Origin of the sequence: Pseudomonas sp. HY13-MNA-CIBAN-0226, from assembly GCF_040310305.1 — a bacterium.
GTDB lineage: Bacteria > Pseudomonadota > Gammaproteobacteria > Pseudomonadales > Pseudomonadaceae > Aquipseudomonas > Aquipseudomonas gregormendelii.
Genome location: NZ_JBEOPS010000008.1, coordinates 158,026 through 178,325, shown reverse-complemented (window position 1 = coordinate 178,325; position 20,300 = coordinate 158,026). Strand labels below are relative to the sequence as shown.

The following is a 20,300-nucleotide window of genomic DNA, read 5'->3' as shown; positions in this document are numbered from 1 at the left end:
AGCCAACCCACACCCAAGGTTCTTCAAATGCCGATTTAATACCCCAACCACCCGTGTGACGCTGCTGTTATCTGTTTTGCACGGTTTGTCCTATGGACGGTTGCCCCGTCACACTTCCTTCCGAACTGGCCTTCTGGGCGCTGTGGCACTGCCGTCACGCGCGCCCGCCGGATTTCTGCGTTCTGCGTTGATTCATCAATAACCGGTCCCGGCTCGTTTCGGGATCAATCGGGCAGCGCGTGCGCGCTTGCCTGACACGCAAACAAGAGAAATCCCATGAGCAGTGCCACGACCGCCTTCGCCACACAGCAGGAAGCCCTGACCTTTCTGGAACAGAATCCGGACATCGAGATGTTCGAGCTGTTTATCCTCGACAACAATGGAGTACCGAGGGGCAAGTTGCTGCACCGCGATGAACTGCTGGCGGTGTACGCCACTGGCCGTCCGCTGCCGAGCACTATCCTTGGTCTGACCATCAATGGCGATGACGTGGAAAACTCCGGGCTGGTGTGGGACGTGGGTGACATCGATTGTCGCGCCTACCCGATCAGCGGCAGCCTGACGCGCATGCCGTGGCGCTTGATTCCGACGGCGGCGGTGCAGGTCAGCATGCACCCCACCGAAGGAATGCCGGCGACCATTGCCGACCCGCGCCATCTGCTGGCCAAAGTGATTGAGGGCTTGCAGGCCGACGGTTATTACCCGGTGATGGCGGCGGAACTGGAGTTTTATCTGCTGGATCAGCTGCGCGACGGTAACGGACGCCCACAGCCGGCGCGGGACGTCGACGGCGGTCGCCCACGGGGTACTCAGGTCTATGGCCTGCGCGAGCTCGAGCAGATTGAGCCGTTCCTGGCCGATCTCTACAGCGCCTGTAAACTCCAGGGCATTCCTGCGCGTACGGCGATTTCCGAATACGCGCCCGGGCAGGTGGAAATCACCCTCGAACACCGCACTGATGCGCTGCAGGCCATGGACGAAGCGGTGCGCTACAAGCGGCTGGTCAAGGGTGTGGCGCACAAGCACGGGATGACGGCGTGTTTCATGGCCAAACCGTTCGATGACCTGGCGGGCACCGGGATGCACATGCACGTCAGCCTGGCGGACTGCGAGGGTAACAACCTGTTTGCCAGCGAAGCGGCGGACGGCACGCCGCTGCTCAGGCATGCGGTCGGCGGCATGCTAAGCACCTTGCTGGATTCGTTGCTGTTGTTTTGCCCGAATGCCAATTCCTATCGCCGCTTTCAGACCAACAGCTACGCGCCGCTGGCCGCTACCTGGGGCGTGGACAATCGTACGGTCAGCTTGCGCGTGCCCGGCGGCCCGGCGTTTTCCCGGCATATCGAGCATCGCATTTGTGGCGCTGATGCCAACCCGTACCTGGCGGCGGCGGCGATCCTGGCCGGTATCCATCGCGGCATTCTTGAACAACTCGACCCCGGGGCGCCGGTGGAAGGCAATGGCTATGCCCAGGCCAAGGAATTACTCCCCACTGACTGGCTGACCACCCTGCGCGCGCTGGAAGCGTCGAGTTGGGCGCGGGAGGCGTTCGGTCCTGAGTTCCTCGGGGTTTACCTGGCGGTTAAACGCGCCGAGTACCGGCAATTCATGGGCGAGGTCGGCGAACAGGACTGGCGCTGGTACTTGCACCAGGCCTGAATCATTCTCAAATACACTGCAAGTTTGACCCCTGTGCCATTAGCCAACTAATCGTTGGCTAATTTTTCACAAAAAATTGATGGTTGGCTGCCTAGAGTTAACGTCGCCGGGATAAATGATTTTTTCACATTTGTCCCAGGCGCCTCTCTTCAGGAACTGCCGAAATCATGTTGAAGTTAAAAGCCGTTCGCCCCGAGTGGGTGACACTTGCTGCCAGTGTCTTTTTATTAACAGGTTTTAATTTCGTACTGTGGCAGCACCTGGCCGAGATTACCGCCAACGACGGCCAGGGGCTGGCGATGCGGATCGCGTTCGGGGTGATGATCCTGGCGGCCTTCAACATCGTGCTGACGTTGCTGGCGTTTCGGCCTGTCCTGAAACCTGCACTGACGCTGATCTTCCTGTGCAGCGCCGGGGTGGCGTACTTCATGAGTCAATATGGCGTGCTGATGGACATTGGCATGCTGCGTAACTTTGCCCAGACCAACGCAACGGAAGTTCGCGATTTACTGTCAATTAAGTTGCTGGCTTATATATTGTTGCTTGGCGTTTTACCCTCCTGGTTGTTGTGGAAACTGCCTGTCAATTATCGGCGTTGGCACCGCGAGCTATTAAGCAAAGGTTTGGTAAGTGTGGCCTCGGCTGCGGTCATTGGAGCGATTGCGCTTATCAACTATCAAGGCCTGTCCTCCTTGTTTCGCAATCACCATGAATTGCGCCTGATGGTGGTGCCAAGTAATTACATTGCTGCCTCGTTTGGCTTTATTAAGGAGCAGGTGGTGACGGCACAGCGCCCCTTTGTGAAGATTGGCGAAGACGCCCAGCGCAACCCTGCCTGGCAAACCCACGGCCGCAAATCACTGACGGTGCTGGTGGTGGGCGAAAGTGCCCGGGCGGAAAACTTCGGCATTCTTGGGTACGGTCGCGATACCACGCCCAAACTTGGTAAGGAGGCGGGCCTGATCGCATTCACTGATGTGCATTCCTGCGGCACTGAAACGGCTGTCTCCGTGCCGTGCATGTTTTCCAACATGGGCCGCAAGGGTTACAACGCAAGCCAGGCAAAGAGCGAAGAGGGCCTGCTGGATGTGCTCAAGCGGGCAGGGCTGGACGTAATCTGGCGTGACAATCAGTCGGGATGCAAAGGCACCTGCGACCGCGTCACCTTTGAAGACGTCAGCAATCTGCAGACGCCCGGCTTATGCGCCAGCAGTGAATGCCGCGACGAAATCCTGCTGCAGGGCCTGCAGCATTTCATCGACTCCCTGGACAAGGACACCGTGCTGGTGTTGCACCAGATGGGCAGCCATGGCCCGGAATACTTCAAGCGTTACCCCAAGGAATACGAACACTTCACCCCTGTTTGCGAAAGTAATGCGCTGAACAATTGCAGTCGCGAAAGTATCATCAACGGCTACGACAACACCCTGGTGTATACCGACCATGTCCTGTCTTCGCTGATCGACGTATTGCGCAGCAATCAGGACAAAGTCGACACGGCGATGCTCTATCTGTCGGATCACGGCGAATCCCTGGGTGAGTACAACCTGTTCCTGCATGGCACGCCTTACATGCTCGCACCGGACCAGCAAAAGCATGTGGCGATGCTGGCCTGGTTCTCCGACAGTTATCAGAAGTCGTTTTCGGTGGACACTCACTGCCTGCAGCTAAGTCGTGACAAACCCCTGAGCCAGGACAACCTGTTTCACTCGATGCTGGGCCTGCTGGAGGTCAACAGCAAGGTCTACGACCAGGACCTGGATATGTTTGCCGGCTGTCGCGGTGCGGTGATCGATGGAGTGCTGGCTAAACAGTAGGGCAAGCGAAGCGGCCTGCACCCCGTAAACCTCCGCCCGTCAGACATTTCTTGCCGTCATGTACATCTTTTCGCTAAAGCTCTTGTTCAGTGGAGGCGCGGAAATCGCCGGGGGCGATATATACTGCGCGCCATTCTTCAAGGGAGAGCCGTGTGGCCATCGATATTCATTGGATTCGCGACAACGATAGCCTCGGTCGCTTTTGCGCCGAATGGCAGCAACTGCCCTACGTTGCCCTCGACACCGAATTCATGCGGGTCGACACCTTTTACCCGATTGCAGGCCTGCTGCAGATCGGCGATGGCGTACGCGCTTACCTGATTGATCCGTTGACCATCGACAACTGGCAGCCGCTGGCCGCATTGCTGGAAAACCCGGCGGTGGTCAAGGTGGTGCACGCGTGCAGCGAAGACCTCGAGGTGTTGCTGCGCCTGACCGGCAGTCTGCCGGCCCCGCTGTTCGACACTCAACTGGCGGCCGCGTACCTGAACCTGGGTTTCTCCATGGGTTATTCGCGGCTGGTGCAGGAAGTGCTGGGGATCGACCTGCCCAAGGGCGAGACTCGTTCGGACTGGCTGCAACGTCCACTTTCCGACACTCAGATCAGCTACGCCGCGGAAGACGCCCTGCATCTGGCGGAAGTTTTCGTACGGCTGCGTCCGAAGCTGTCTGAAGACAAATACAACTGGGTTCTGGAAGATGGTGCCGAACTGGTCGCCAACTTGCGTCGGGAGATCGATCCGTACGAGGTCTACCGCGAAGCCAAGCTGGCCTGGAAGCTGTCCCGTGCCCAACTGGCCGTGTTGCGTGAATTGTGCGCCTGGCGCGAGCGCGAAGCCCGCGCCCGTGATCTGCCGCGCAACCGTATCGTGCGCGAGCATTCCCTGTGGCCGCTGGCGCGTACCCAACCGGACAGCCTGGGCGCGCTGGGCAAGATCGAGGACATGCACCCGCGTACCGTGCGTCAGGACGGCGAGTTTCTGCTTGATCTGATCAAACGCTCAGGCAGTGTGTCGCCTGATCAATGGCCGCCTGCCGTGCCTGAGCCCTTGCCGGTGGACGCTGCCGTGCTGGTCAAGCAACTGCGTGCGATCGGCCAGGCCGAAGCCGAACGCCTGAACATTGCGCCGGAACTGATGCTGCGCAAGAAAACCCTGGAAGCCTTGCTCAAGAGCGGCTTTCCCAATGGTCCCTACCAATTGCCTGATTCGCTGCGTGGCTGGCGCCGCGAATTGATGGGCCAGGCGCTGCTCGACAGCCTGGCCACCGCCGGAGAACAGCCTTGAAACGTATTTGCTCCATTTATCGAAGCCTGAAAAAGAACGAGATGTATCTCTATGTGCTCAAGAGCGATGCCCTGGAGCGCGTTCCGGAAAGCCTGATGGCGGCGTTCGGCAAGCCGCACCACGCGTTCGACCTGGTGCTCACGCCTGAGCGCAAGCTGTCGCGCGAGGACATCACGGTGGTGCTGGAAAACCTCGACAAACAGGGTTACCACCTGCAAATGCCGCCCGCTGAAGACGAGTACATCGAGCACCTTCCGGAAGAGTTGCTGCGACGCAACGACCCGATGTAATCGGCCAAGGCTGCGAGCTTCCCTGAAACACTGGAATTGATATCTGGCGATGACCGCGCGATGGAGGCTGACTCCAGCGGCGGTTGTCCGCACTGTTTTCGAAAGGTTTGAACCATGCGCGTTCTGATTGCTGAACACGACCATCCTGTGTACGCCCAACTGTTGCGCCAGGCCGCGCCTGAGCTGGAAGTGCTGACCAGTGGTGACTCCGCCGAACTGGCCAGCCAGGCTGCCGACTGTCCGGTCTGGCTGGGCCAGCCGGATCTGCTGGCCAACCTGCTGCGTCAGGGCCACCAACCACAATGGCTGCAGTCGACCTGGGCGGGAATCACACCGCTGCTCGCCGACGGCTTGCCACGGCACTATCGTCTGACCCGGGCGGTGGGGATTTTTGGCCAGGTCATGGCCGAGTACGTACTGACCTATCTGCTGGGTCACGAGCGCGAGGTGCTGCCGCGCCTGGTCAGCCAGGTCGAGCGCAAGTGGGACAGTCGCCAGGGCCAGAGCCTGGCGGGTCGCAAGGTGTTGATCGTCGGCACTGGCGACATCGGCCAGACCGTTGCCCGTTTTCTGCAGCCCTTTGGCGTCGAGTTATACGGCATCGCCAGCGAAGCCCGCGAGCAGGCACCATTTGTCGAGGTCGGCACCCTGTCGGACCTGCCTCGGCTGGTGGGTGAAGTGGATTACGTGATCAACCTGTTGCCGAACACGCCTCACACCCACGATCTCTACGATGCTGCGCTGTTCAAGCAATTCAAGCCCACCGCGTTGTTCCTCAATGTGGGTCGTGGAGTCGCGGTAGTGGATGCCGATCTGGTGGAAGCCTTGAAGGAAGGGCATCTGGCCGGCGCGGTCATCGACGTCTGCCGCCAGGAGCCATTGCCGCAGCGGCATCCGTTCTGGACAGCGTGGGGCTTGCTGCTGACCGGCCACAGCTCGGCACCGACCTCACCTTCGATGATGGTGCAACTGTTCGTCGAGAATCTGCGGGCGTACCAGGCGGGCGAAGCGTTGCGCGGGGAAGTGGATTTCAGTCGCGGGTATTGAGTCGTCTCCAAAAAGGTCGCAGCCTGCGGCAACTCCTACAGGGCCATGTGTTGTCCACCTGTAGGAGCTGCCGCAGGCTGCGATCTTTTGCTTTTAGAGGGTGAAATCACCCTCAGCCGCCAACTCGGCCAACGGCCGACGCGGGCTTGGCAACTCGCGTGCCTGCAGGTATTCCGCCAGGGTCGCCTTATCCCCCAACTTGCCCACAGCCACCGCCGCGTGCAGGGCATAACCCTCGGGGATGTTCAGTTCCTTGCGGGTCAGCGCCTGGTCAAACCCGGCCATGCCGTGAGTGTGCCAACCGCTGATGCTCGCTTGCAGGGCCAGATTCCCCCAGGCCGAACCGGTGTCGAACGTGTGCCACAGCGCCGGGGTTTCTTCACTGGCGCCCGGGGCGGTGAAGCTGGTCTTGGAGATCACAATGATCAGTGCCGAGGCGTGTTGCGCCCAGCTGCGGTTGAATTCGTTCAGCAGGCCGAGGTAACGCTCCCAGTTTGGCGTGTCGCGACGTGCGTACAGGAACCGCCACGGCTGCGAGTTGTAGGCCGAGGGCGCCCAGCGTGCGGCTTCGAAGAAGCTCAGCAGGGTTTCCTCGGGAATGGCTTCGCCGGTGAATGCGCGGGGCGACCAGCGGTCGGTGAACTGCGGGTGGATAGCGTAATCGGCAACACGCGGGTTGGCACTCATCGACAGATTCCTTGCTTGGTATGAAAGTGGGCGACGCAAAACCCTACGTGGCGGCGTCAAAACTGACAAGTGAGTTCTACCGGCAGTCGCCAATGCTTGGCCCGCAGGGCGTGTGGCACTAGACTGGCGGCCTTTTCACCACCTGATGTCGATGCTCGAACCATGGCCGCCAAAGTCGAACCGTTCTGGATAAGCAAAACCCTCGATCAACTCGATCAAGAGGAATGGGAATCGCTGTGCGACGGCTGCGGCCTGTGCTGCCTGCAAAAGCTCGAAGATGAAGATGACAACAGCGTCTATTACACGCGAATCGCCTGCAAGTTACTGGATTTGAAGACCTGCCAGTGCAGTGATTACCCGAACCGTCGAGCTTCGGTGCCAGACTGCATCCAGCTCACGCCTGGCAAGGCCGACGAGTTCAAATGGCTGCCGCCGACCTGCGGTTACCGCCTGGTCAGTGAGGGCAAGGACCTGCCACTCTGGCACCATCTGGTCTGCGGTGATCGCGATGCGGTGCACCATGAACGCATTTCACAATCAGGGCGCATGCTGGCCGAAGGCAGCGTGGCCGAAGACGATTGGGAAGACCATCTGATTTTCCGCGCGGGTTGATTGTCCGCTCGCCACAAGGAGAGTGTATGGCTGTGGGATTGCGCCAGGCGTTGGCGGTGGGGCTGCTGGCCCTGAGTTCATCGGTGTGGGCGGCGAAGAAAGTCGATCTCGATTACCACGTGCGCCTGTTGCCGCAAAGTGACGAGGCCGAGGTGCGGCTGACACTCGCCCAGGGATCTACCGTCCGTAGCCTGGATTTCGACCTGGGCGATGGCAGCCATTACAGCGACTTCAAAACCGACGGCCAGTGGCAACTCGTGCCGGGCAAGCAAACGCGCGGCATTTGGCGACCGGCTGCCGACAAGTCCAGCCTGACCTATCGTGTGCGCATCAGTAATGGTCGCAAGGGCGGCAGCTTCGAGACGCGCATGACGCCCACCTGGGCGCTGATGCGCGGTGACGATCTGGTGCCCGCTGCCAGGCTCGATCAGCAGGACGGCATCGAGCTGGTGTCTCGCCTTGAATTCGAGTTGCCGACGGGCTGGAACAGCGTGGAGACCGCCTGGCCGCGGATCGGCCGGAACAAATTCCGCATTGATAACATCTCCCGGCTGTTCGACCGACCCACAGGATGGATGCTCGCCGGCCACCTGGGGACTCGTCGCACACGACTTGGGGAAACCGAGGTCACGGTGGCGTCTCCCCAGGGGCAGGGCATGCGGCGTATGGATGTGCTGACGCTGCTGACATTCATCTGGCCCCAGGTCCAGGCGATGTACCCTCGGCATCCGACCAAACTGCTGATCGTCGTCGCCAGCGACCCTATGTGGCGCGGGAGTCTGGCCGCACGTGAATCCATATACCTCAACTCCCGGTTGCCGCTGGTCAGCGAAAGCGGCAGCAGTGCACTGGTGCGCGAATTGGCCCAGCTGTTTGCACGCATCAATGATAAGCAGCGCAGCGACTGGATCAGTGAGGGGTTCGCCGAGTACTACGCCATCGAACTGGTGCGCCGGGCGGGCGGTATGAGCGATGAGCGGTATGCCAGCTTGCACAAAAAATTGGCGCGAGAGGGTGAGAAGGTGAAGACCCTGCGCGGCGAGCAGGTCGATTCGGCGCAGATTGGCAGGGCGGTGTTGCTGCTGGGGGAGCTGGACCAGGAGATACGCATCAAGACCCGCAACAAGCGCTCGCTGGACGATGTGCTGCGCGGGGCGATGCGATTGGAAAGTGTGGATACCAGGGAATTTGTGCAGTTGGCCGAGAGTGTGATTGGCGAGCCTTCCAAGGTTTTGGATACTGAGTTGCTCCAGTAAATCTAAAGATCGTCCGGACGCGGTCCGAGCCTTCGGACGATCTTTTGCTCTTAAACCCTTAAACCCCAGTCTTCGGCGAAACCAGCGAATCATTGCCAGTCACAGTAGCCGTACTGGTCGCTGCCTCGGCGTTCTTCTTCAACTGGGTCAATTCTGCCCCGGCGCGCTCGATCTTCGCCCGCACGTTGTTCATGTCCTGGCGACTCTTTTCCAGCAGGCTCTTGGCCGAACTGTGCCCGGTGATACCGCGGGCCAGGGCCACGCCGCCGATCGCCACCTGGATCAAGCCAAAAATCCCGCCGCGACGCAGGCCTTTGCCCATCATCACCACGCCACCGGCGAGTGAGCCGATGCGTTCCCAACCGTGAACGTTCTGCTCGGGGTAGGTTTGGAACGGGGTGGATTCAATGCGCTGTACGCGTTTGAGTTCGCTCATGATCTGTCTCCTGGCTGGATGGACTGCTTCAAGAATAGATACTTAAGCTGACTGCCATCGCGGGCGGCTTGTTCCATCGGATGTGCAGCAATTTAGCGGAATTTCGCCCCGGAGCGGGTGTTCAGGCCTTTGGCCATGCGGTCGTAGAGCACCACGTTAACGGTTGCTGCGAGGTTCATGCAGCCGGTTGTCGGGATGTAGACCACGTCTTCACACCAGTCACGTATCTCTTTGTCCAGCGAGCCGTCTTCCGGGCCGAAAATGTACAGGGCGCGATCGGGATGGGTGTACTCAGGCAGGGCGCGGGCACCTTCGACCAGTTCAACCGCAACCGGGACGCAACCCAGGGGCAGGATTTTTTTCAGGTCATCGATGCCAATCAGCGGAATATCGTAGTGGACCCGCTTGGTGTCGGTGACGAAATCAGCGGCGCGTTCATAGCGCTTGCCGGTGTAGAAAACCGAGGCCACGCCATAGCAGCCGGCTGCGCGCATGACCGAACCGACGTTTTCCGGTGACTTGGGGTTATACAAACCAATGCAGCTGTACCGTTTGTCTGCCACGAGCGGGGTGCCTTCGGGAAAAAACGGCGATTATACGGGGATTGGGGCAGGGGTGCTGGTTTGGAGCACTGTGGTGGACGGGCTTGCTCGCGAAGGGGCCAGCCCAGTCTATGACTACCTTCAGTCTTCCTTCTTCATCAACCCTGCCAGCGCCGCAAACGGGTTATGCGTCGCCTTGGCGATTTTCGGCGAGCTCAACGAACCCTCGCTGAAGTACTGCTGGTCGGTGTACCGCGAGTGCTCATTGTCATGGCAATACAGGCACAGCAGCTCCCAGTTCGAGCCGTCCTGGGGGTTGTTGTCGTGGTTATGGTCACGGTGATGCACGGTCAATTCGCTAAGGCGCTTACCGGAAAATTCTCGGGTGCAGCGGCCACACACGTGCGGGTACATCTTCAGGGCCTTGTCGCGGTACCCCATTTCCTTGTCGCGCTGGTTATCGGCGAGGATGCGGTCCAGCTTCGAGGTGTTGGTCGGGGTTGTTGACGAACTCATGGGTTCACCTTTGTAAAAAAGACTGATGACGGTTATGAACAGAGTTTAGCTCAGCCCTTGAGCTTCTCGGCAATCCAGATGGTGTGGCGGGTGCCTTTGTTGCCGTGGGCAAAGACCTGGACTTCCTCGGCCTTGAACCCGGCCTTCTTCAGTTTGTCGGAAAACTGCCGGTCGGCACTCGCCGACCATACGGCCAGCACGCCTTTGGGCCGCAGGGCCTTGGCGCATGCGCTCAAGCCGCCAGCGGAGTACAGCCAGCTGTTGGCCTTCTGGGTCAGGCCTTCGGGGCCGTTGTCGACGTCCAGCATGATTGCATCGAAGCCCTGAGGTTCGGCCTGCAGCACTTTGGCGACATCTTCCAGGCGAATCACCGTGCGCGGGTCGAGCAGCGGGTTACCGGATTTTTCGCCCAGCGGCCCACGGTTCCATTCGACCACGCCTGGCACCAGTTCGGCGACCACCACTTCAGCCGTCTTGCCCAGGTGCTTGAGCGCCGAGGCGAGGGTAAAGCCCATGCCCAGACCGCCAATCAAGACCCGCGAATTCGGCCGTCCGGCGACTTTGCGGCAGGGGATTTCAGCCAGCGCATCCTCGGAGCCGTGCATGCGGGTGTTCATCAACTGGCCGCCGTCACCCCCCTGGATCTTGATGACGAAGTCCTCGCCGTACTCGAACAGGCACAGGGCACCGCCATTTTCAGGGATGGGGGTGGTGTCGAGCAGTACGAAACGTTTCATGTGGCTCTCTTGAAAAATTGGCTTGAGAAGAATTGGCATGGGGGAGGGCAAACGCGCGCAGTTGGGAGTAGCCTGAGACCAGACAACAAGGCTAACGGAGCCATTGATGAAGCGCACCATTCTAACGGTCATTGCCTTGGCCGCGCTCTCGATAACTGCAGTGCAGGCCCAGGAGCTGCAAACCATTCCCACCAGCCCTGTGCCAATGCCCGGTTCACCGGGCACCGCGACACCGACTCCCTACCCACAGATCACCCCGACCAGCGTGCCCAAGGCGGGCCCTGGCAGCGGCAGCGCGCCGTTGTTGCCGCCGATCGAAATGCCCAACCCGCCCAAGGACCAGACGTTGCCGGGCCTTGAGCAAAACAGCACCAAAATCAAATCCCCCGGCGGCTAACCAACGGTTGTAGCCGCTGGCCAACTGTGGGAGCCAAGCTTGCTCGCGATAGCGGGGTGACAGTCAGCATCAATGCTGGATGCGAAACCGTCATCGCGAGCACGCTGTGCTCCCACTTCGCCAGTGGCTACAGGAAAAAGCCCAGGGGTGTCAGGCGATGCCCAGCACCTTGAACACGAATGCGTATTCGAGCGCCACATCGCGCAAGCCCTGGTAACGCCCGCTCATCCCGCCATGCCCGGCTCCCAGCTCAGTCTTGAGCAGCAGTGGATTGGCGTCGGTCTTGGTGGCGCGCAACTTGGCCACCCACTTCGCAGCCTCCCAATACTGCACGCGGCTGTCGTTGTAGCCGGCAATCACCAGGGTGGCTGGATAAGCCTGGGCGGTAACGTTTTCGTAAGGTGCATAAGCCTTGATGCGTTCGTACACCTCGGGTTCTTCAGGGTTGCCCCACTCGTCGTACTCGGTGACCGTCAACGGCAGATCCGGGTCGAGCATGGTGTTAAGCACGTCGACGAACGGCACTTCGGCGATGGCCGCGCCAAACAGCTCGGGCCGCTGGTTGAGCACCGCGCCGATCAACAGGCCGCCGGCGCTGCCGCCGCTGATCGCCAACTGCGGGGCGGTGGTGTAGCCATTGGCAATCAAGTGCTCGGCGCAGGCGATGAAGTCGCTGAAGGTATTGTGCTTGTGCTCCTGCTTGCCTGCGCGGTACCAGGCTTCACCGAGTTCGCCGCCGCCGCGCACGTGGGCAATGGCGAACGCGACTCCGCGATCCAGCAGGCTCAGGCGCGCGTGGGAGAACCATGGGTCGAGGCTTTCGCCATATGCGCCGTAGCCGTACAAGTACAGTGGAGTCGGTTGGCCCAGGGCCTCACGCTTGACTACCAGGCTGATCGGCACCTGTGTGCCGTCGGGTGCCGTTGCCCACAGGCGCTGGCTGACGTAGGCATCGGCGTCGAACGGGCCGAGTACCGGGGTTTGCTTGAGCACCTGCTGCTCACCCGTGGCGAGATCCAGCTGGCGGATCTGCGCCGGCCGGTTCAATGCTTCGTAGCGCAGGCGGATCCGCTCGCTGGCGAACTCCAGGCTGTTCTGCACGTGAAGGCTGTAGGCCGCGTCGGGCAATTGCACGCGGTAGCTGGGCAGATCCTGTGGGTGCACTTCAATCACCGGCAGCCCGCCGACCCGCAGGCTCAAGGTCATGGCTGCGGCATTAAGGCTCATGCCATCGATCATCGTGAGGTGGCTGTGGGGAATCAGGTTTTGCCATTGTTCCTCGGTCGGGGCCACACCCGTGTCGTCAGCGTGGTACAAGGCGAAGTTGATGCCGTCGCGGTTGGTGCGGATAAACCAGCTCCACTGGCCATCAAGCGCGCCGTGGTCGACATCGTACTCATGGCCTTCCCGGCGCGGCGCCACGCAAGTGAAGCCTTGTTGTGGCTGCGCGGCATCCAGCACCCAGACTTCGCTCGTGGTCTTGCTGCCCAGCGCCAGGAGCAGTTGCAGCTCGGAACTGGAGCGGTAGCAATGCAGGAAGAATCGCCCGTCCGGTTCATGGAACACTTCTTCGGCCGCCGTGCCGTCGAGCCGGTAGCGGTATAGCTTGTGCGGGCGATGGGTGTCGTCAAGCTCGCCGAAGAACAGGGTCAGGCTGTCGTTGGCCCAGGTCATGCTGCCGTCACAGTCCTCGAACTCCAGTTCGCTGACGCGACCATTGGACAATTCCTTCACGAACAGCGTGTAGATCTCATCGCCCGTGGAGTCAATGCTGTAGGCCAGGCGCTGGTGGTCCGGGCTGATGCTGAACGCGCCCAGGGAAAAGAAGCCACCCTTGGCCAGTGCGTTGGGGTCGAGCAGCAGTTGTTCCTGGCTTTCGTCGAGCTGCAGGCTGTCATCGGCCGGGCGCGGGCAACGGTAATGACGCGCGTACTCGTCACCGGCAGTGGTGCGGGTGTAATACAGGTACGGGCCCCAGGGGGAGGGGAGGGACAGGTCGGTCTCGAGGATCCGGCCCTTGATCTCTTCGAACAGGCTTTCACGCAGCCCGGCCTGATCGGCGGTCTGTGCTTCCTGATAATGGTTTTCAGCCTTCAGATAGTCGAGCACCGGGCCGGTGTCGCGTTCCTGCAGCCAGGCATACGGGTCTGGACCTTCAGCCTTGTGGGCAATGGGTGCGTCTTGAATGTTGGCGGATGGCGGCATGAAGGGCTCTCGGACGATGTACGGAATAGGGCTGTGCAGGCACTGTCTGTTGGATTGCAGCACTGTGGGAGCAAAGCTTGCTCGCGATTGCGCACCAGCATTCACAATCGATTTCGATTGGGCTGACGTCATCGCGAGCAAGCTTTGCTCCTACAGGAGACAAGCCGGACGTGCGAAAAGTCGTTACTATAAGCGCCTCTTTGCCTGCCTTGCCATGGACACCATGACCGAGAACGACTATCTGATCGCCTGGGGCCTCTACGCCTTTGCCGCTTTGGGCTGCCTGCTGGTATGGATGCGCATGACCCGCTGGATGTGGCGTTGGCTGCGCGAGCCGCTGCGGCTGCTGGTGGCTGTGTTGCTGTTCAGCCCGACCGTGGTCGATCCGGTGAAGGCCAAAGTGGCCCCAGCCGTCGCCATCACCGCTCTGGACCTGATGTTCAAGGTGGGTAACAACGCCTGGCGAGCAATCAGCGACCTGTTTATGTACGGGATGCTCGCCTTCGGCGTCTATCTGGTTTACGTGGCGATCCGTTTCGCCATGGAACGCTCAGCCAGGGCCCGCAAGGCCCAGGCCGATGCTGCCAAGGCTGCCGCCCGGGCCGACGAGCCTGAAGACGAGCACCTGTTCGGTGGTGCCGGCGATGATCGCTATGGTCGGCCCCCGGTACCCGGCAACCCCCAGCGTTTGCGGGTCGAACCCCGTCTGTAGACGTGCCCCCGCTTTTCATCGAGAGTCCGAGCATGTGTGAGTTATTGGGCATGAGCGCCAATGTCCCGACCGATATCGTGTTCAGCTTTACCGGGCTGATGCAGCGCGGCGGGCGTACCGGCCCGCACCGTGACGGTTGGGGCATCGCTTTCTACGAAGGTCGTGGATTACGGTTGTTCCAGGACCCGGCCGCGAGCTGCGAGTCTGAGGTCGCCAACCTGGTGCAGCGCTATCCGATCAAGAGCGAAGTAGTGATCGGGCACATCCGCCAGGCCAACGTCGGCAAGGTCTGCCTGTCCAATACTCATCCGTTCGTCCGCGAACTGTGGGGACGCAACTGGTGCTTCGCGCACAACGGCCAGCTTGCCGATTTCCAGCCAATCACCAGCTTCTACCGCCCAGTGGGCGATACCGACAGCGAAGCGGCGTTCTGCGACCTGCTCAACCGGGTGCGCGCCGCGTTTCCGGAGCCGGTTGAAGTTGAAGCGTTGCTGCCCGACCTGGTCGCAGCCTGCGCCGAATACCGCAGCAAGGGCGTATTCAATTGCCTGCTCAGCGACGGCGACTGGTTGTTCTGCTATTGCTCGAGCAAACTGGCCCAGATCACCCGCCGAGCCCCCTTTGGCCCGGCGCGGTTGAAGGATGTTGATGTGATCGTCGATTTCCAGGCGGAAACCACGCCCAATGACGTGGTCACGGTGATCGCCACCGAACCGCTGACCGAAAACGAAACCTGGACCCGCTACGAACCGGGCCAATGGAGCCTATGGCGACGCGGTGAATGCGTCAGCCAGGGCAAGACCGCATAAGGATCTTCCCGATGTTGCTCAGTTATCTACGGCTGGTGTTGTTCGCGGCGGGCCTGTTGATCGGGGTGCAGGTGCCGGGGTTCATCAATGATTACGCCAAGCGGGTCGAGGCGCATCTGATTGAGGCGCAGACCGGCCTCAGCGGTTTCCAGGGCACGGCCAATCAGTTCTTCAAGGGCGACATGCAAGCGCTGGTGAACCACTACCGCGCCAGCGAAGACCCGATTTTCCGCAGCGATGCCGACAGTCTGAGCGCCATGCTCACTCGCCAGCTGGCCCTCGACAAGCAATTCCAGGCCATGCAAGGCCCGTGGTACATCCGCGTACTGCAGGTCGCCCTGGCCGCTGATCCGGACATCCGCAAGGAAACCTGGAACGGCTACAGCTACCAGATTCTGCTGACGCCGGAAGCGATGATCTGGGGCATGAGCGGCGCGTTGTTGCTGTCGTTTGGTATCGAGTGCCTGTTCCGGCTGATTGATTGGGTGGTGCTGGGCGGCAAGCGTCTGCGCCAGAGCCGGCCGATTGAAGACCGGGATGTGCGCGGGCTCTGAGATCAAGAGCTAGGCCCGGCAGAAAGCATCGCGAGCAGCCTCGCTCCTACACTGGATCTGCGATGCAGCAGAAGTCCAGTGTGGGAGTGAGCCTGCTCGCGATAAGGCCCGTTCAGGCAACACAAGCTACTTGGACAAATACCGCATCCCTTCCTCCAGCCCGCGCAACGTCAGCGGGTACATCTGGTCGTCGATCAGGTCCCGCACAATGTTGGTCGAAGACGTATAGCCCCAAGTGTCCTTCGGATACGGATTGATCCAGATGACCTTCTTGTACTTCTCCATGAAACGCTGCATCCACACGTAACCGGCTTCTTCGTTCCAGTGTTCGACGCTGCCCCCGGCCTGCGTGATTTCGTAAGGGGCCATCGCCGCATCCCCGATAAAAATCACTTTATAGTCGGCGCCGTACTTGTGCAGCAGGTCCTGGGTTGACGTGCGCTCGGAGGTGCGACGCATGTTGTTTTTCCACACCGACTCATAAACGAAGTTATGGAAGTAGAAGTACTCCAGGTGTTTGAACTCGGTCTTGCAGGCCGAGAACAGTTCCTCGCAGATCTTCACGTGGGCGTCCATCGAACCGCCGATGTCGAACAGCAGCAACAGTTTGACCGTGTTGCGCCGCTCCGGACGCATCTGGATATTCAGCAACCCGGCATCGCGTGCGGTGTGGTCGATGGTGCCGTCGATGTCCAGCTCTTCGGCCGCACCCTGGCGGGCGAATTTGCGCAGCCGGCGCAGTGCGACCTTGATGTTGCGCGTGCCCAGTTCCACCGAATCATCGAGGTTCTTGTATTCGCGCTGGTCCCAGACCTTGACCGCCTTGCCCTGGCGCTTGCCCGCATCCCCGACGCGAATTCCTTCCGGATTGAAACCGCCGGAACCGAACGGGCTGGTGCCGCCAGTGCCGATCCACTTGTTGCCACCGGCATGACGTTCTTTCTGTTCTTCGAGGCGCTTCTTGAATTCCTCGATCAGCTTGTCCAGGCCACCGAGGGACTGGATCGCCGCGCGCTCTTCGTCCGTCAGCGAGCGTTCGAACTCCTTGCGCAGCCAGTCCTCAGGAATCAATGCCTGCAGGTGGTCATCGAGCTTTTCCAGGCCGTTGAAGTACGCACCGAAAGCGCGGTCAAACTTGTCGAAATGCTTTTCGTCCTTCACCAGAATCGCCCGGGACAGGTAGTAGAACTCGTCCATGTCGGCGAAGGTCACCCGCTGTTTCAGCGCGTTGATCAGGTCCAGCAGCTCACGCACCGAGACCGGCACCTTGGCTGCGCGCATTTCATTGAACAGGTTGAGCAGCATGGCTATCGCCCTCTATCTTGTTAAAAGAGGGATCAGCGGGAGCCGCGACGGCTCATGAACGCCAGGCGTTCTAGCAGCTGTACGTCCTGTTCGTTCTTCACCAAAGCGCCGGCCAGGGGCGGAATGGCCTTGGTTGGATCGCGTTCGCGCAGCACGGCTTCGCCAATATTGTCGGCCATCAGCAGCTTCAGCCAGTCGACCAGTTCCGAGGTCGACGGCTTTTTCTTCAGGCCCGGCACCTTGCGCACATCGAAAAACACGTCCAGCGCCTCGCTGACCAGGTCCTTCTTGATGTCCGGGTAATGCACGTCGACGATCTTCTGCAGCGTGGTGCGATCCGGGAACGCGATGTAATGGAAGAAGCAGCGGCGCAGGAAGGCGTCCGGCAACTCTTTTTCATTGTTGGAGGTAATGATGATGATCGGGCGCTTCTTGGCCTTGATGGTCTCGTCGATTTCGTAGACGTAGAACTCCATCTTGTCGAGTTCCTGGAGCAGGTCGTTGGGGAACTCGATATCGGCCTTGTCGATCTCGTCGATCAGCAGGATCACCCGCTCATCGGACTCGAACGCCTCCCACAGCTTGCCCTTTTTCAGGTAGTTGCGCACGTCGTGAACCTTGTCGGTTCCCAGTTGCGAATCACGCAGGCGACTGACCGCGTCGTACTCGTACAGGCCCTGGTGGGCCTTGGTGGTGGACTTGATGTGCCAGGTGATCAGCTTGGCACCGAAGGATTCGGCCAGTTGCTCGGCAAGCATGGTCTTGCCAGTGCCCGGCTCGCCCTTGACCAGCAGTGGCCGCTCCAGGGTGATGGCGGCATTGACCGCCAGCTTCAGGTCATCGGTGGCGACATAAGCCTGGGTGCCTTCGAACTTCATCTACTAATCCTCGAACGGTGACGCCGGCCTGAGCTAAGCAGGGCGGGACGGGCGAATTAAATGTGATGCCCGACTATAACGCGCATGCCGGTCGACTGTGAACGCAGACGGCTTATTCAGTCTCTGAATGGAGAGTCACCGGATGACTCAACCCGCATCCGGCTTCGGTCGCTCATAGCGGGCATTAAACGCCTGGACGAATCCGTTGCGCAAAATCTGCAAAAACGCCTGGAAGGCGTTGATATCTTGCCGATGCACGTTGCCGCTCAGCTCGACCCGGGTGGCGAACTGGTTCTTGACCTGGTTTTTCAGCACCGTCTCCGAGCCGCCGACGATGGCTTCCCAGACAGAGCGGAACAGGCCCTTGTCCTTGTTTTCAACGTCCTGTTGCCAGTTGAACACGTCGACATCCTTGAGCAGTGGCTTGATGTAACCCTTGAGTCGACCCTTGTTGGCTTCGGCTTCGATGACCACGTCGCCATGGCCTGCATTGAAGTCGAACTTGCCATAGGCAGAGGCGAAATCGTTCATGCGCTTGAGTTCGATGTCCCGCGCCCGCAAGCGGAAGTCGAAGTCTTCGAAGTTGCTCAACGGGTCGAAGGTCGCCGTGGTTTCCAGCGGTGCATGGCCGAGCAGCAGGGCCTTGCCCTCGAAGCGTGCGTCACGCCGGCCATCGGTATCTACCACGTTGGTCAGGTTATAGATGCTGGCATTGACCTGGGTGGCGTTCATGTTCACCGGTGGCTTGGAATTGAAGTTGCGAAAGCTGATCTTGCCGTCGTTGATCTTTATTTCGTTAAAGGTGATGGGCGCCAATTTGCTCAGTTGAGCGCGCCAGTCAGTGCCCTGACCCGTCTGCGAGTTCTGTTTGTTGGCGCCGCCGTCGACGAAATTCACTTCGGGATTAAAGAACTGCACCTCGGCCACGACTGCGTGGTCGTACCACAACGAGTGCCAGCTGACGGACAGGTCGATCAGCGGCGCGTTGACGAACGGCACCGGAACCTTGCCGTCGACCTTGACGATTTTCAGCCCGTTGATCTTGTAGGCGCCGCGCCACAGCGCCAGGTCGACGTCGGTGATCTGGCCGCGGTAACCGCCCATGTCGGCCAGTTTCTCGTTCAGGTAGTCACGTACCATGTAGGGCAGGGCGATGTGCAGCGCAACCAGCAGCACCACGAGCCCGGCAATGATCCATAGCGGCCAACTGTAACGACGTTTCATGAGGACAATTCTCCAGCGGTGTAAAGCCATTGACTACTGTTGCAGCAGGACGTTCGACCCGACTGGACGACCACGAGCAACAGGCTTACCTTGGAGCGCTATTTCAATGCTGTATAAGGACCCAGCCATGAGCCGTATCTTCGCTGACAACGCCCATTCCATCGGCAATACGCCCCTGGTACAGATCAACCGGATCGCCCCGCGCGGCGTAACCATCCTGGCCAAGATCGAAGGACGCAACCCCGGTTACTCGGTCAAGTGTCGGATTGGCGCCAATATGATCTGGGACGCCGAAAGCTCCGGAAAACTCAAGCCTGGCATGACCATCGTCGAACCCACCTCGGGCAACACCGGGATCGGCCTGGCGTTCGTTGCCGCGGCCCGGGGCTACAAACTGCTGCTGACCATGCCGGCCTCCATGAGCATCGAGCGACGCAAGGTGCTCAAGGCCCTGGGCGCTGAACTGGTCTTGACCGAACCGGCCAAGGGCATGAAAGGCGCGATCGAAAAGGCCGCCGAAATCGTCGCCGGCAATCCCTCCACTCACTTCATGCCTGCGCAGTTCGAGAATCCGGCGAACCCGGCGATTCATGAGAAGACAACCGGGCCGGAAATCTGGAATGACACCGACGGTGCGGTCGACGTGCTGGTAGCGGGAGTGGGAACCGGTGGAACTATCACCGGGGTTTCGCGGTATATCAAGAATACTCAGGGCAAACCGATTATCTCGGTGGCCGTGGAGCCGATGGTCTCGCCAGTTATTACCCAGGCGCTGGCCGGTCAGGAGATCAAACCGAGCCCGCACAAGATCCAGGGAATCGGTGCCGGTTTTGTACCCAAAAATCTAGACCTGTCGATGGTCGACCGGGTCGAACTGGTGACCGATGAAGAATCCAAGGCCATGGCTTTGCGCCTGATGCAGGAGGAAGGCATCTTGTGTGGTATCTCCTGCGGAGCGGCGATGGCCGTCGCGGTGAGACTGGCCGAGACACCGGAGATGCAGGGCAAGACCATTGTGGTAATCCTGCCTGATTCCGGTGAGCGTTATCTGTCGAGCATGTTGTTCAGTGATCTGTTCACCGAACAGGAAAACCAGGCGTAACAAGCATCATCACTATTTTTTTGGAATGTGCCTTTGTGGGAGTGAGCAGGCTCGCTCCCACAGGTTGCAGGTTGCAGGTTGCAGGTTGCAGGTTGCAGTGGGGTGCGGGGCTTGACCCAAGTCAGCCCCCGTTCAGCAACCCTGTGCTACTAAGTAATTTGTTACTGAATCCTTAACACTGAATGTCGAAATTTGCGGGTGTTTCCCGAGGCCGGTAGTGACTATCATG

At 60.0% G+C, this 20,300-nt stretch carries 21 protein-coding genes; 12 read left to right on the top strand and 9 right to left on the bottom strand.

Annotated features, from left to right (window positions below; genetic code table 11):
- The first annotated feature begins 276 nt into the window (after positions 1–276).
- From AAEZ05_RS11205 to AAEZ05_RS11185, 5 genes are all read left to right on the top strand, one after another.
- On the top strand, positions 277–1,659 hold the full coding sequence (locus tag AAEZ05_RS11205) for a glutamine synthetase family protein (RefSeq protein ID WP_350647361.1): 1,383 nt from the start codon (positions 277–279) through the stop codon (positions 1,657–1,659).
- Positions 1,660–1,826: 167 nt separating this feature from the next.
- On the top strand, positions 1,827–3,476 hold the full coding sequence (locus AAEZ05_RS11200) for a phosphoethanolamine transferase (protein WP_045058740.1): 1,650 nt from the start codon (positions 1,827–1,829) through the stop codon (positions 3,474–3,476).
- Between the two features lie 152 nt (positions 3,477–3,628).
- Positions 3,629–4,762, top strand: a complete 1,134-nt coding sequence (gene rnd, locus AAEZ05_RS11195) for a ribonuclease D (RefSeq protein ID WP_205891888.1) — start codon at positions 3,629–3,631, stop codon at positions 4,760–4,762.
- Positions 4,759–5,052 (top strand): YcgL domain-containing protein, encoded by a 294-nt coding sequence (locus AAEZ05_RS11190; protein ID WP_008036150.1) that lies wholly within the window; start codon positions 4,759–4,761, stop codon positions 5,050–5,052. Before rnd ends, AAEZ05_RS11190 begins: the two co-directional genes overlap by 4 nt.
- 114 nt (positions 5,053–5,166) lie before the next feature.
- Positions 5,167–6,099: a D-2-hydroxyacid dehydrogenase gene (locus AAEZ05_RS11185; protein ID WP_045058738.1), complete on the top strand. Its 933-nt coding sequence runs from the start codon at positions 5,167–5,169 to the stop codon at positions 6,097–6,099.
- A 93-nt stretch (positions 6,100–6,192) separates the two neighbouring features.
- On the opposite strand, the gene AAEZ05_RS11180 is transcribed toward AAEZ05_RS11185, so the two are convergent.
- Positions 6,193–6,786, bottom strand: coding sequence for a nitroreductase family protein (locus tag AAEZ05_RS11180; protein WP_350647359.1), 594 nt, complete (start codon positions 6,784–6,786; stop codon positions 6,193–6,195).
- 162 nt (positions 6,787–6,948) lie between these two features.
- On the opposite strand from AAEZ05_RS11180, the gene AAEZ05_RS11175 reads away from it, so the two are divergent.
- Both AAEZ05_RS11175 and AAEZ05_RS11170 read left to right on the top strand, forming a co-directional pair.
- Positions 6,949–7,398 carry a YcgN family cysteine cluster protein gene (locus AAEZ05_RS11175; protein ID WP_045058736.1) on the top strand — a complete coding sequence of 150 codons (450 nt, stop codon included), beginning with the start codon at positions 6,949–6,951 and terminating at the stop codon, positions 7,396–7,398.
- Positions 7,399–7,424: 26 nt separating this feature from the next.
- Entirely contained in the window at positions 7,425–8,654 is a 1,230-nt protein-coding gene (locus AAEZ05_RS11170; protein WP_350647357.1) for a hypothetical protein, read from the top strand.
- 58 nt (positions 8,655–8,712) lie between these two features.
- Here AAEZ05_RS11170 and AAEZ05_RS11165 read toward each other — a convergent pair whose 3' ends face one another.
- From AAEZ05_RS11165 to AAEZ05_RS11150, 4 genes are all read right to left on the bottom strand, one after another.
- On the bottom strand, positions 8,713–9,090 hold the full coding sequence (locus AAEZ05_RS11165; RefSeq protein WP_045058734.1) for a YgaP family membrane protein: 378 nt from the start codon (positions 9,088–9,090) through the stop codon (positions 8,713–8,715).
- A 92-nt stretch (positions 9,091–9,182) separates the two neighbouring features.
- Complete coding sequence (locus tag AAEZ05_RS11160) at positions 9,183–9,653, bottom strand: RNA methyltransferase (protein WP_045058733.1); 471 nt, start codon at positions 9,651–9,653, stop codon at positions 9,183–9,185.
- Between the two features lie 120 nt (positions 9,654–9,773).
- The gene (locus AAEZ05_RS11155; protein WP_045058732.1) at positions 9,774–10,148 is read right to left on the bottom strand and encodes a YajD family HNH nuclease; all 375 of its coding nucleotides are present in this window, start codon (positions 10,146–10,148) and stop codon (positions 9,774–9,776) included.
- Between the two features lie 50 nt (positions 10,149–10,198).
- Entirely contained in the window at positions 10,199–10,885 is a 687-nt protein-coding gene (locus tag AAEZ05_RS11150; protein ID WP_045058731.1) for a spermidine synthase, read from the bottom strand.
- 106 nt (positions 10,886–10,991) lie between these two features.
- Between AAEZ05_RS11150 and AAEZ05_RS11145 the strand changes: the two genes are divergently transcribed.
- Entirely contained in the window at positions 10,992–11,282 is a 291-nt protein-coding gene (locus tag AAEZ05_RS11145) for a hypothetical protein (protein WP_045058730.1), read from the top strand.
- A 150-nt stretch (positions 11,283–11,432) separates the two neighbouring features.
- On the opposite strand, the gene AAEZ05_RS11140 is transcribed toward AAEZ05_RS11145, so the two are convergent.
- Positions 11,433–13,487 carry a S9 family peptidase gene (locus AAEZ05_RS11140; RefSeq protein WP_045058729.1) on the bottom strand — a complete coding sequence of 685 codons (2,055 nt, stop codon included), beginning with the start codon at positions 13,485–13,487 and terminating at the stop codon, positions 11,433–11,435.
- 214 nt (positions 13,488–13,701) lie between these two features.
- Between AAEZ05_RS11140 and AAEZ05_RS11135 the strand changes: the two genes are divergently transcribed.
- From AAEZ05_RS11135 to AAEZ05_RS11125, 3 genes are read left to right on the top strand one after another with little or no spacing between them, the layout of a single operon-like run.
- Positions 13,702–14,199, top strand: coding sequence for a hypothetical protein (locus AAEZ05_RS11135; RefSeq protein ID WP_045058728.1), 498 nt, complete (start codon positions 13,702–13,704; stop codon positions 14,197–14,199).
- Between the two features lie 32 nt (positions 14,200–14,231).
- Positions 14,232–15,008, top strand: a complete 777-nt coding sequence (locus AAEZ05_RS11130) for a class II glutamine amidotransferase (RefSeq protein ID WP_045058727.1) — start codon at positions 14,232–14,234, stop codon at positions 15,006–15,008.
- Between the two features lie 11 nt (positions 15,009–15,019).
- Positions 15,020–15,562, top strand: coding sequence for a DUF2937 family protein (locus tag AAEZ05_RS11125; RefSeq protein ID WP_045058726.1), 543 nt, complete (start codon positions 15,020–15,022; stop codon positions 15,560–15,562).
- Between the two features lie 126 nt (positions 15,563–15,688).
- Here AAEZ05_RS11125 and AAEZ05_RS11120 read toward each other — a convergent pair whose 3' ends face one another.
- The 3 genes from AAEZ05_RS11120 to AAEZ05_RS11110 form a co-directional block, all read right to left on the bottom strand.
- On the bottom strand, positions 15,689–16,867 hold the full coding sequence (locus tag AAEZ05_RS11120; RefSeq protein ID WP_045058725.1) for a vWA domain-containing protein: 1,179 nt from the start codon (positions 16,865–16,867) through the stop codon (positions 15,689–15,691).
- A gap of 32 nt (positions 16,868–16,899) precedes the next feature.
- Positions 16,900–17,745: an AAA family ATPase gene (locus AAEZ05_RS11115; protein ID WP_045058724.1), complete on the bottom strand. Its 846-nt coding sequence runs from the start codon at positions 17,743–17,745 to the stop codon at positions 16,900–16,902.
- A 147-nt stretch (positions 17,746–17,892) separates the two neighbouring features.
- Positions 17,893–18,969 carry a DUF748 domain-containing protein gene (locus tag AAEZ05_RS11110; RefSeq protein ID WP_350647354.1) on the bottom strand — a complete coding sequence of 359 codons (1,077 nt, stop codon included), beginning with the start codon at positions 18,967–18,969 and terminating at the stop codon, positions 17,893–17,895.
- 127 nt (positions 18,970–19,096) lie between these two features.
- Here AAEZ05_RS11110 and cysK point away from each other — a divergent pair, with 127 nt between their 5' ends.
- On the top strand, positions 19,097–20,071 hold the full coding sequence (gene cysK / locus AAEZ05_RS11105) for a cysteine synthase A (protein WP_045058722.1): 975 nt from the start codon (positions 19,097–19,099) through the stop codon (positions 20,069–20,071).
- The last annotated feature ends 229 nt before the right edge of the window (positions 20,072–20,300 follow it).

Coding starts and splice junctions, on each gene's coding strand:
- AAEZ05_RS11130 (WP_045058727.1), top strand. CDS start 14,232: ATGTGTGAGTTATTGGGCATGAGCGCCAATGTCCCGACCGATATCGTG.
- AAEZ05_RS11165 (WP_045058734.1), bottom strand. CDS start 9,090: ATGAGCGAACTCAAACGCGTACAGCGCATTGAATCCACCCCGTTCCAA.
- cysK (WP_045058722.1), top strand. CDS start 19,097: ATGAGCCGTATCTTCGCTGACAACGCCCATTCCATCGGCAATACGCCC.
- AAEZ05_RS11120 (WP_045058725.1), bottom strand. CDS start 16,867: ATGCTGCTCAACCTGTTCAATGAAATGCGCGCAGCCAAGGTGCCGGTC.
- AAEZ05_RS11140 (WP_045058729.1), bottom strand. CDS start 13,487: ATGCCGCCATCCGCCAACATTCAAGACGCACCCATTGCCCACAAGGCT.
- AAEZ05_RS11185 (WP_045058738.1), top strand. CDS start 5,167: ATGCGCGTTCTGATTGCTGAACACGACCATCCTGTGTACGCCCAACTG.
- AAEZ05_RS11180 (WP_350647359.1), bottom strand. CDS start 6,786: ATGAGTGCCAACCCGCGTGTTGCCGATTACGCTATCCACCCGCAGTTC.
- AAEZ05_RS11145 (WP_045058730.1), top strand. CDS start 10,992: ATGAAGCGCACCATTCTAACGGTCATTGCCTTGGCCGCGCTCTCGATA.
- AAEZ05_RS11125 (WP_045058726.1), top strand. CDS start 15,020: ATGTTGCTCAGTTATCTACGGCTGGTGTTGTTCGCGGCGGGCCTGTTG.
- AAEZ05_RS11115 (WP_045058724.1), bottom strand. CDS start 17,745: ATGAAGTTCGAAGGCACCCAGGCTTATGTCGCCACCGATGACCTGAAG.
- AAEZ05_RS11155 (WP_045058732.1), bottom strand. CDS start 10,148: ATGAGTTCGTCAACAACCCCGACCAACACCTCGAAGCTGGACCGCATC.
- AAEZ05_RS11170 (WP_350647357.1), top strand. CDS start 7,425: ATGGCTGTGGGATTGCGCCAGGCGTTGGCGGTGGGGCTGCTGGCCCTG.
- AAEZ05_RS11135 (WP_045058728.1), top strand. CDS start 13,702: ATGGACACCATGACCGAGAACGACTATCTGATCGCCTGGGGCCTCTAC.
- AAEZ05_RS11205 (WP_350647361.1), top strand. CDS start 277: ATGAGCAGTGCCACGACCGCCTTCGCCACACAGCAGGAAGCCCTGACC.
- AAEZ05_RS11110 (WP_350647354.1), bottom strand. CDS start 18,969: ATGAAACGTCGTTACAGTTGGCCGCTATGGATCATTGCCGGGCTCGTG.
- AAEZ05_RS11150 (WP_045058731.1), bottom strand. CDS start 10,885: ATGAAACGTTTCGTACTGCTCGACACCACCCCCATCCCTGAAAATGGC.
- AAEZ05_RS11200 (WP_045058740.1), top strand. CDS start 1,827: ATGTTGAAGTTAAAAGCCGTTCGCCCCGAGTGGGTGACACTTGCTGCC.
- AAEZ05_RS11175 (WP_045058736.1), top strand. CDS start 6,949: ATGGCCGCCAAAGTCGAACCGTTCTGGATAAGCAAAACCCTCGATCAA.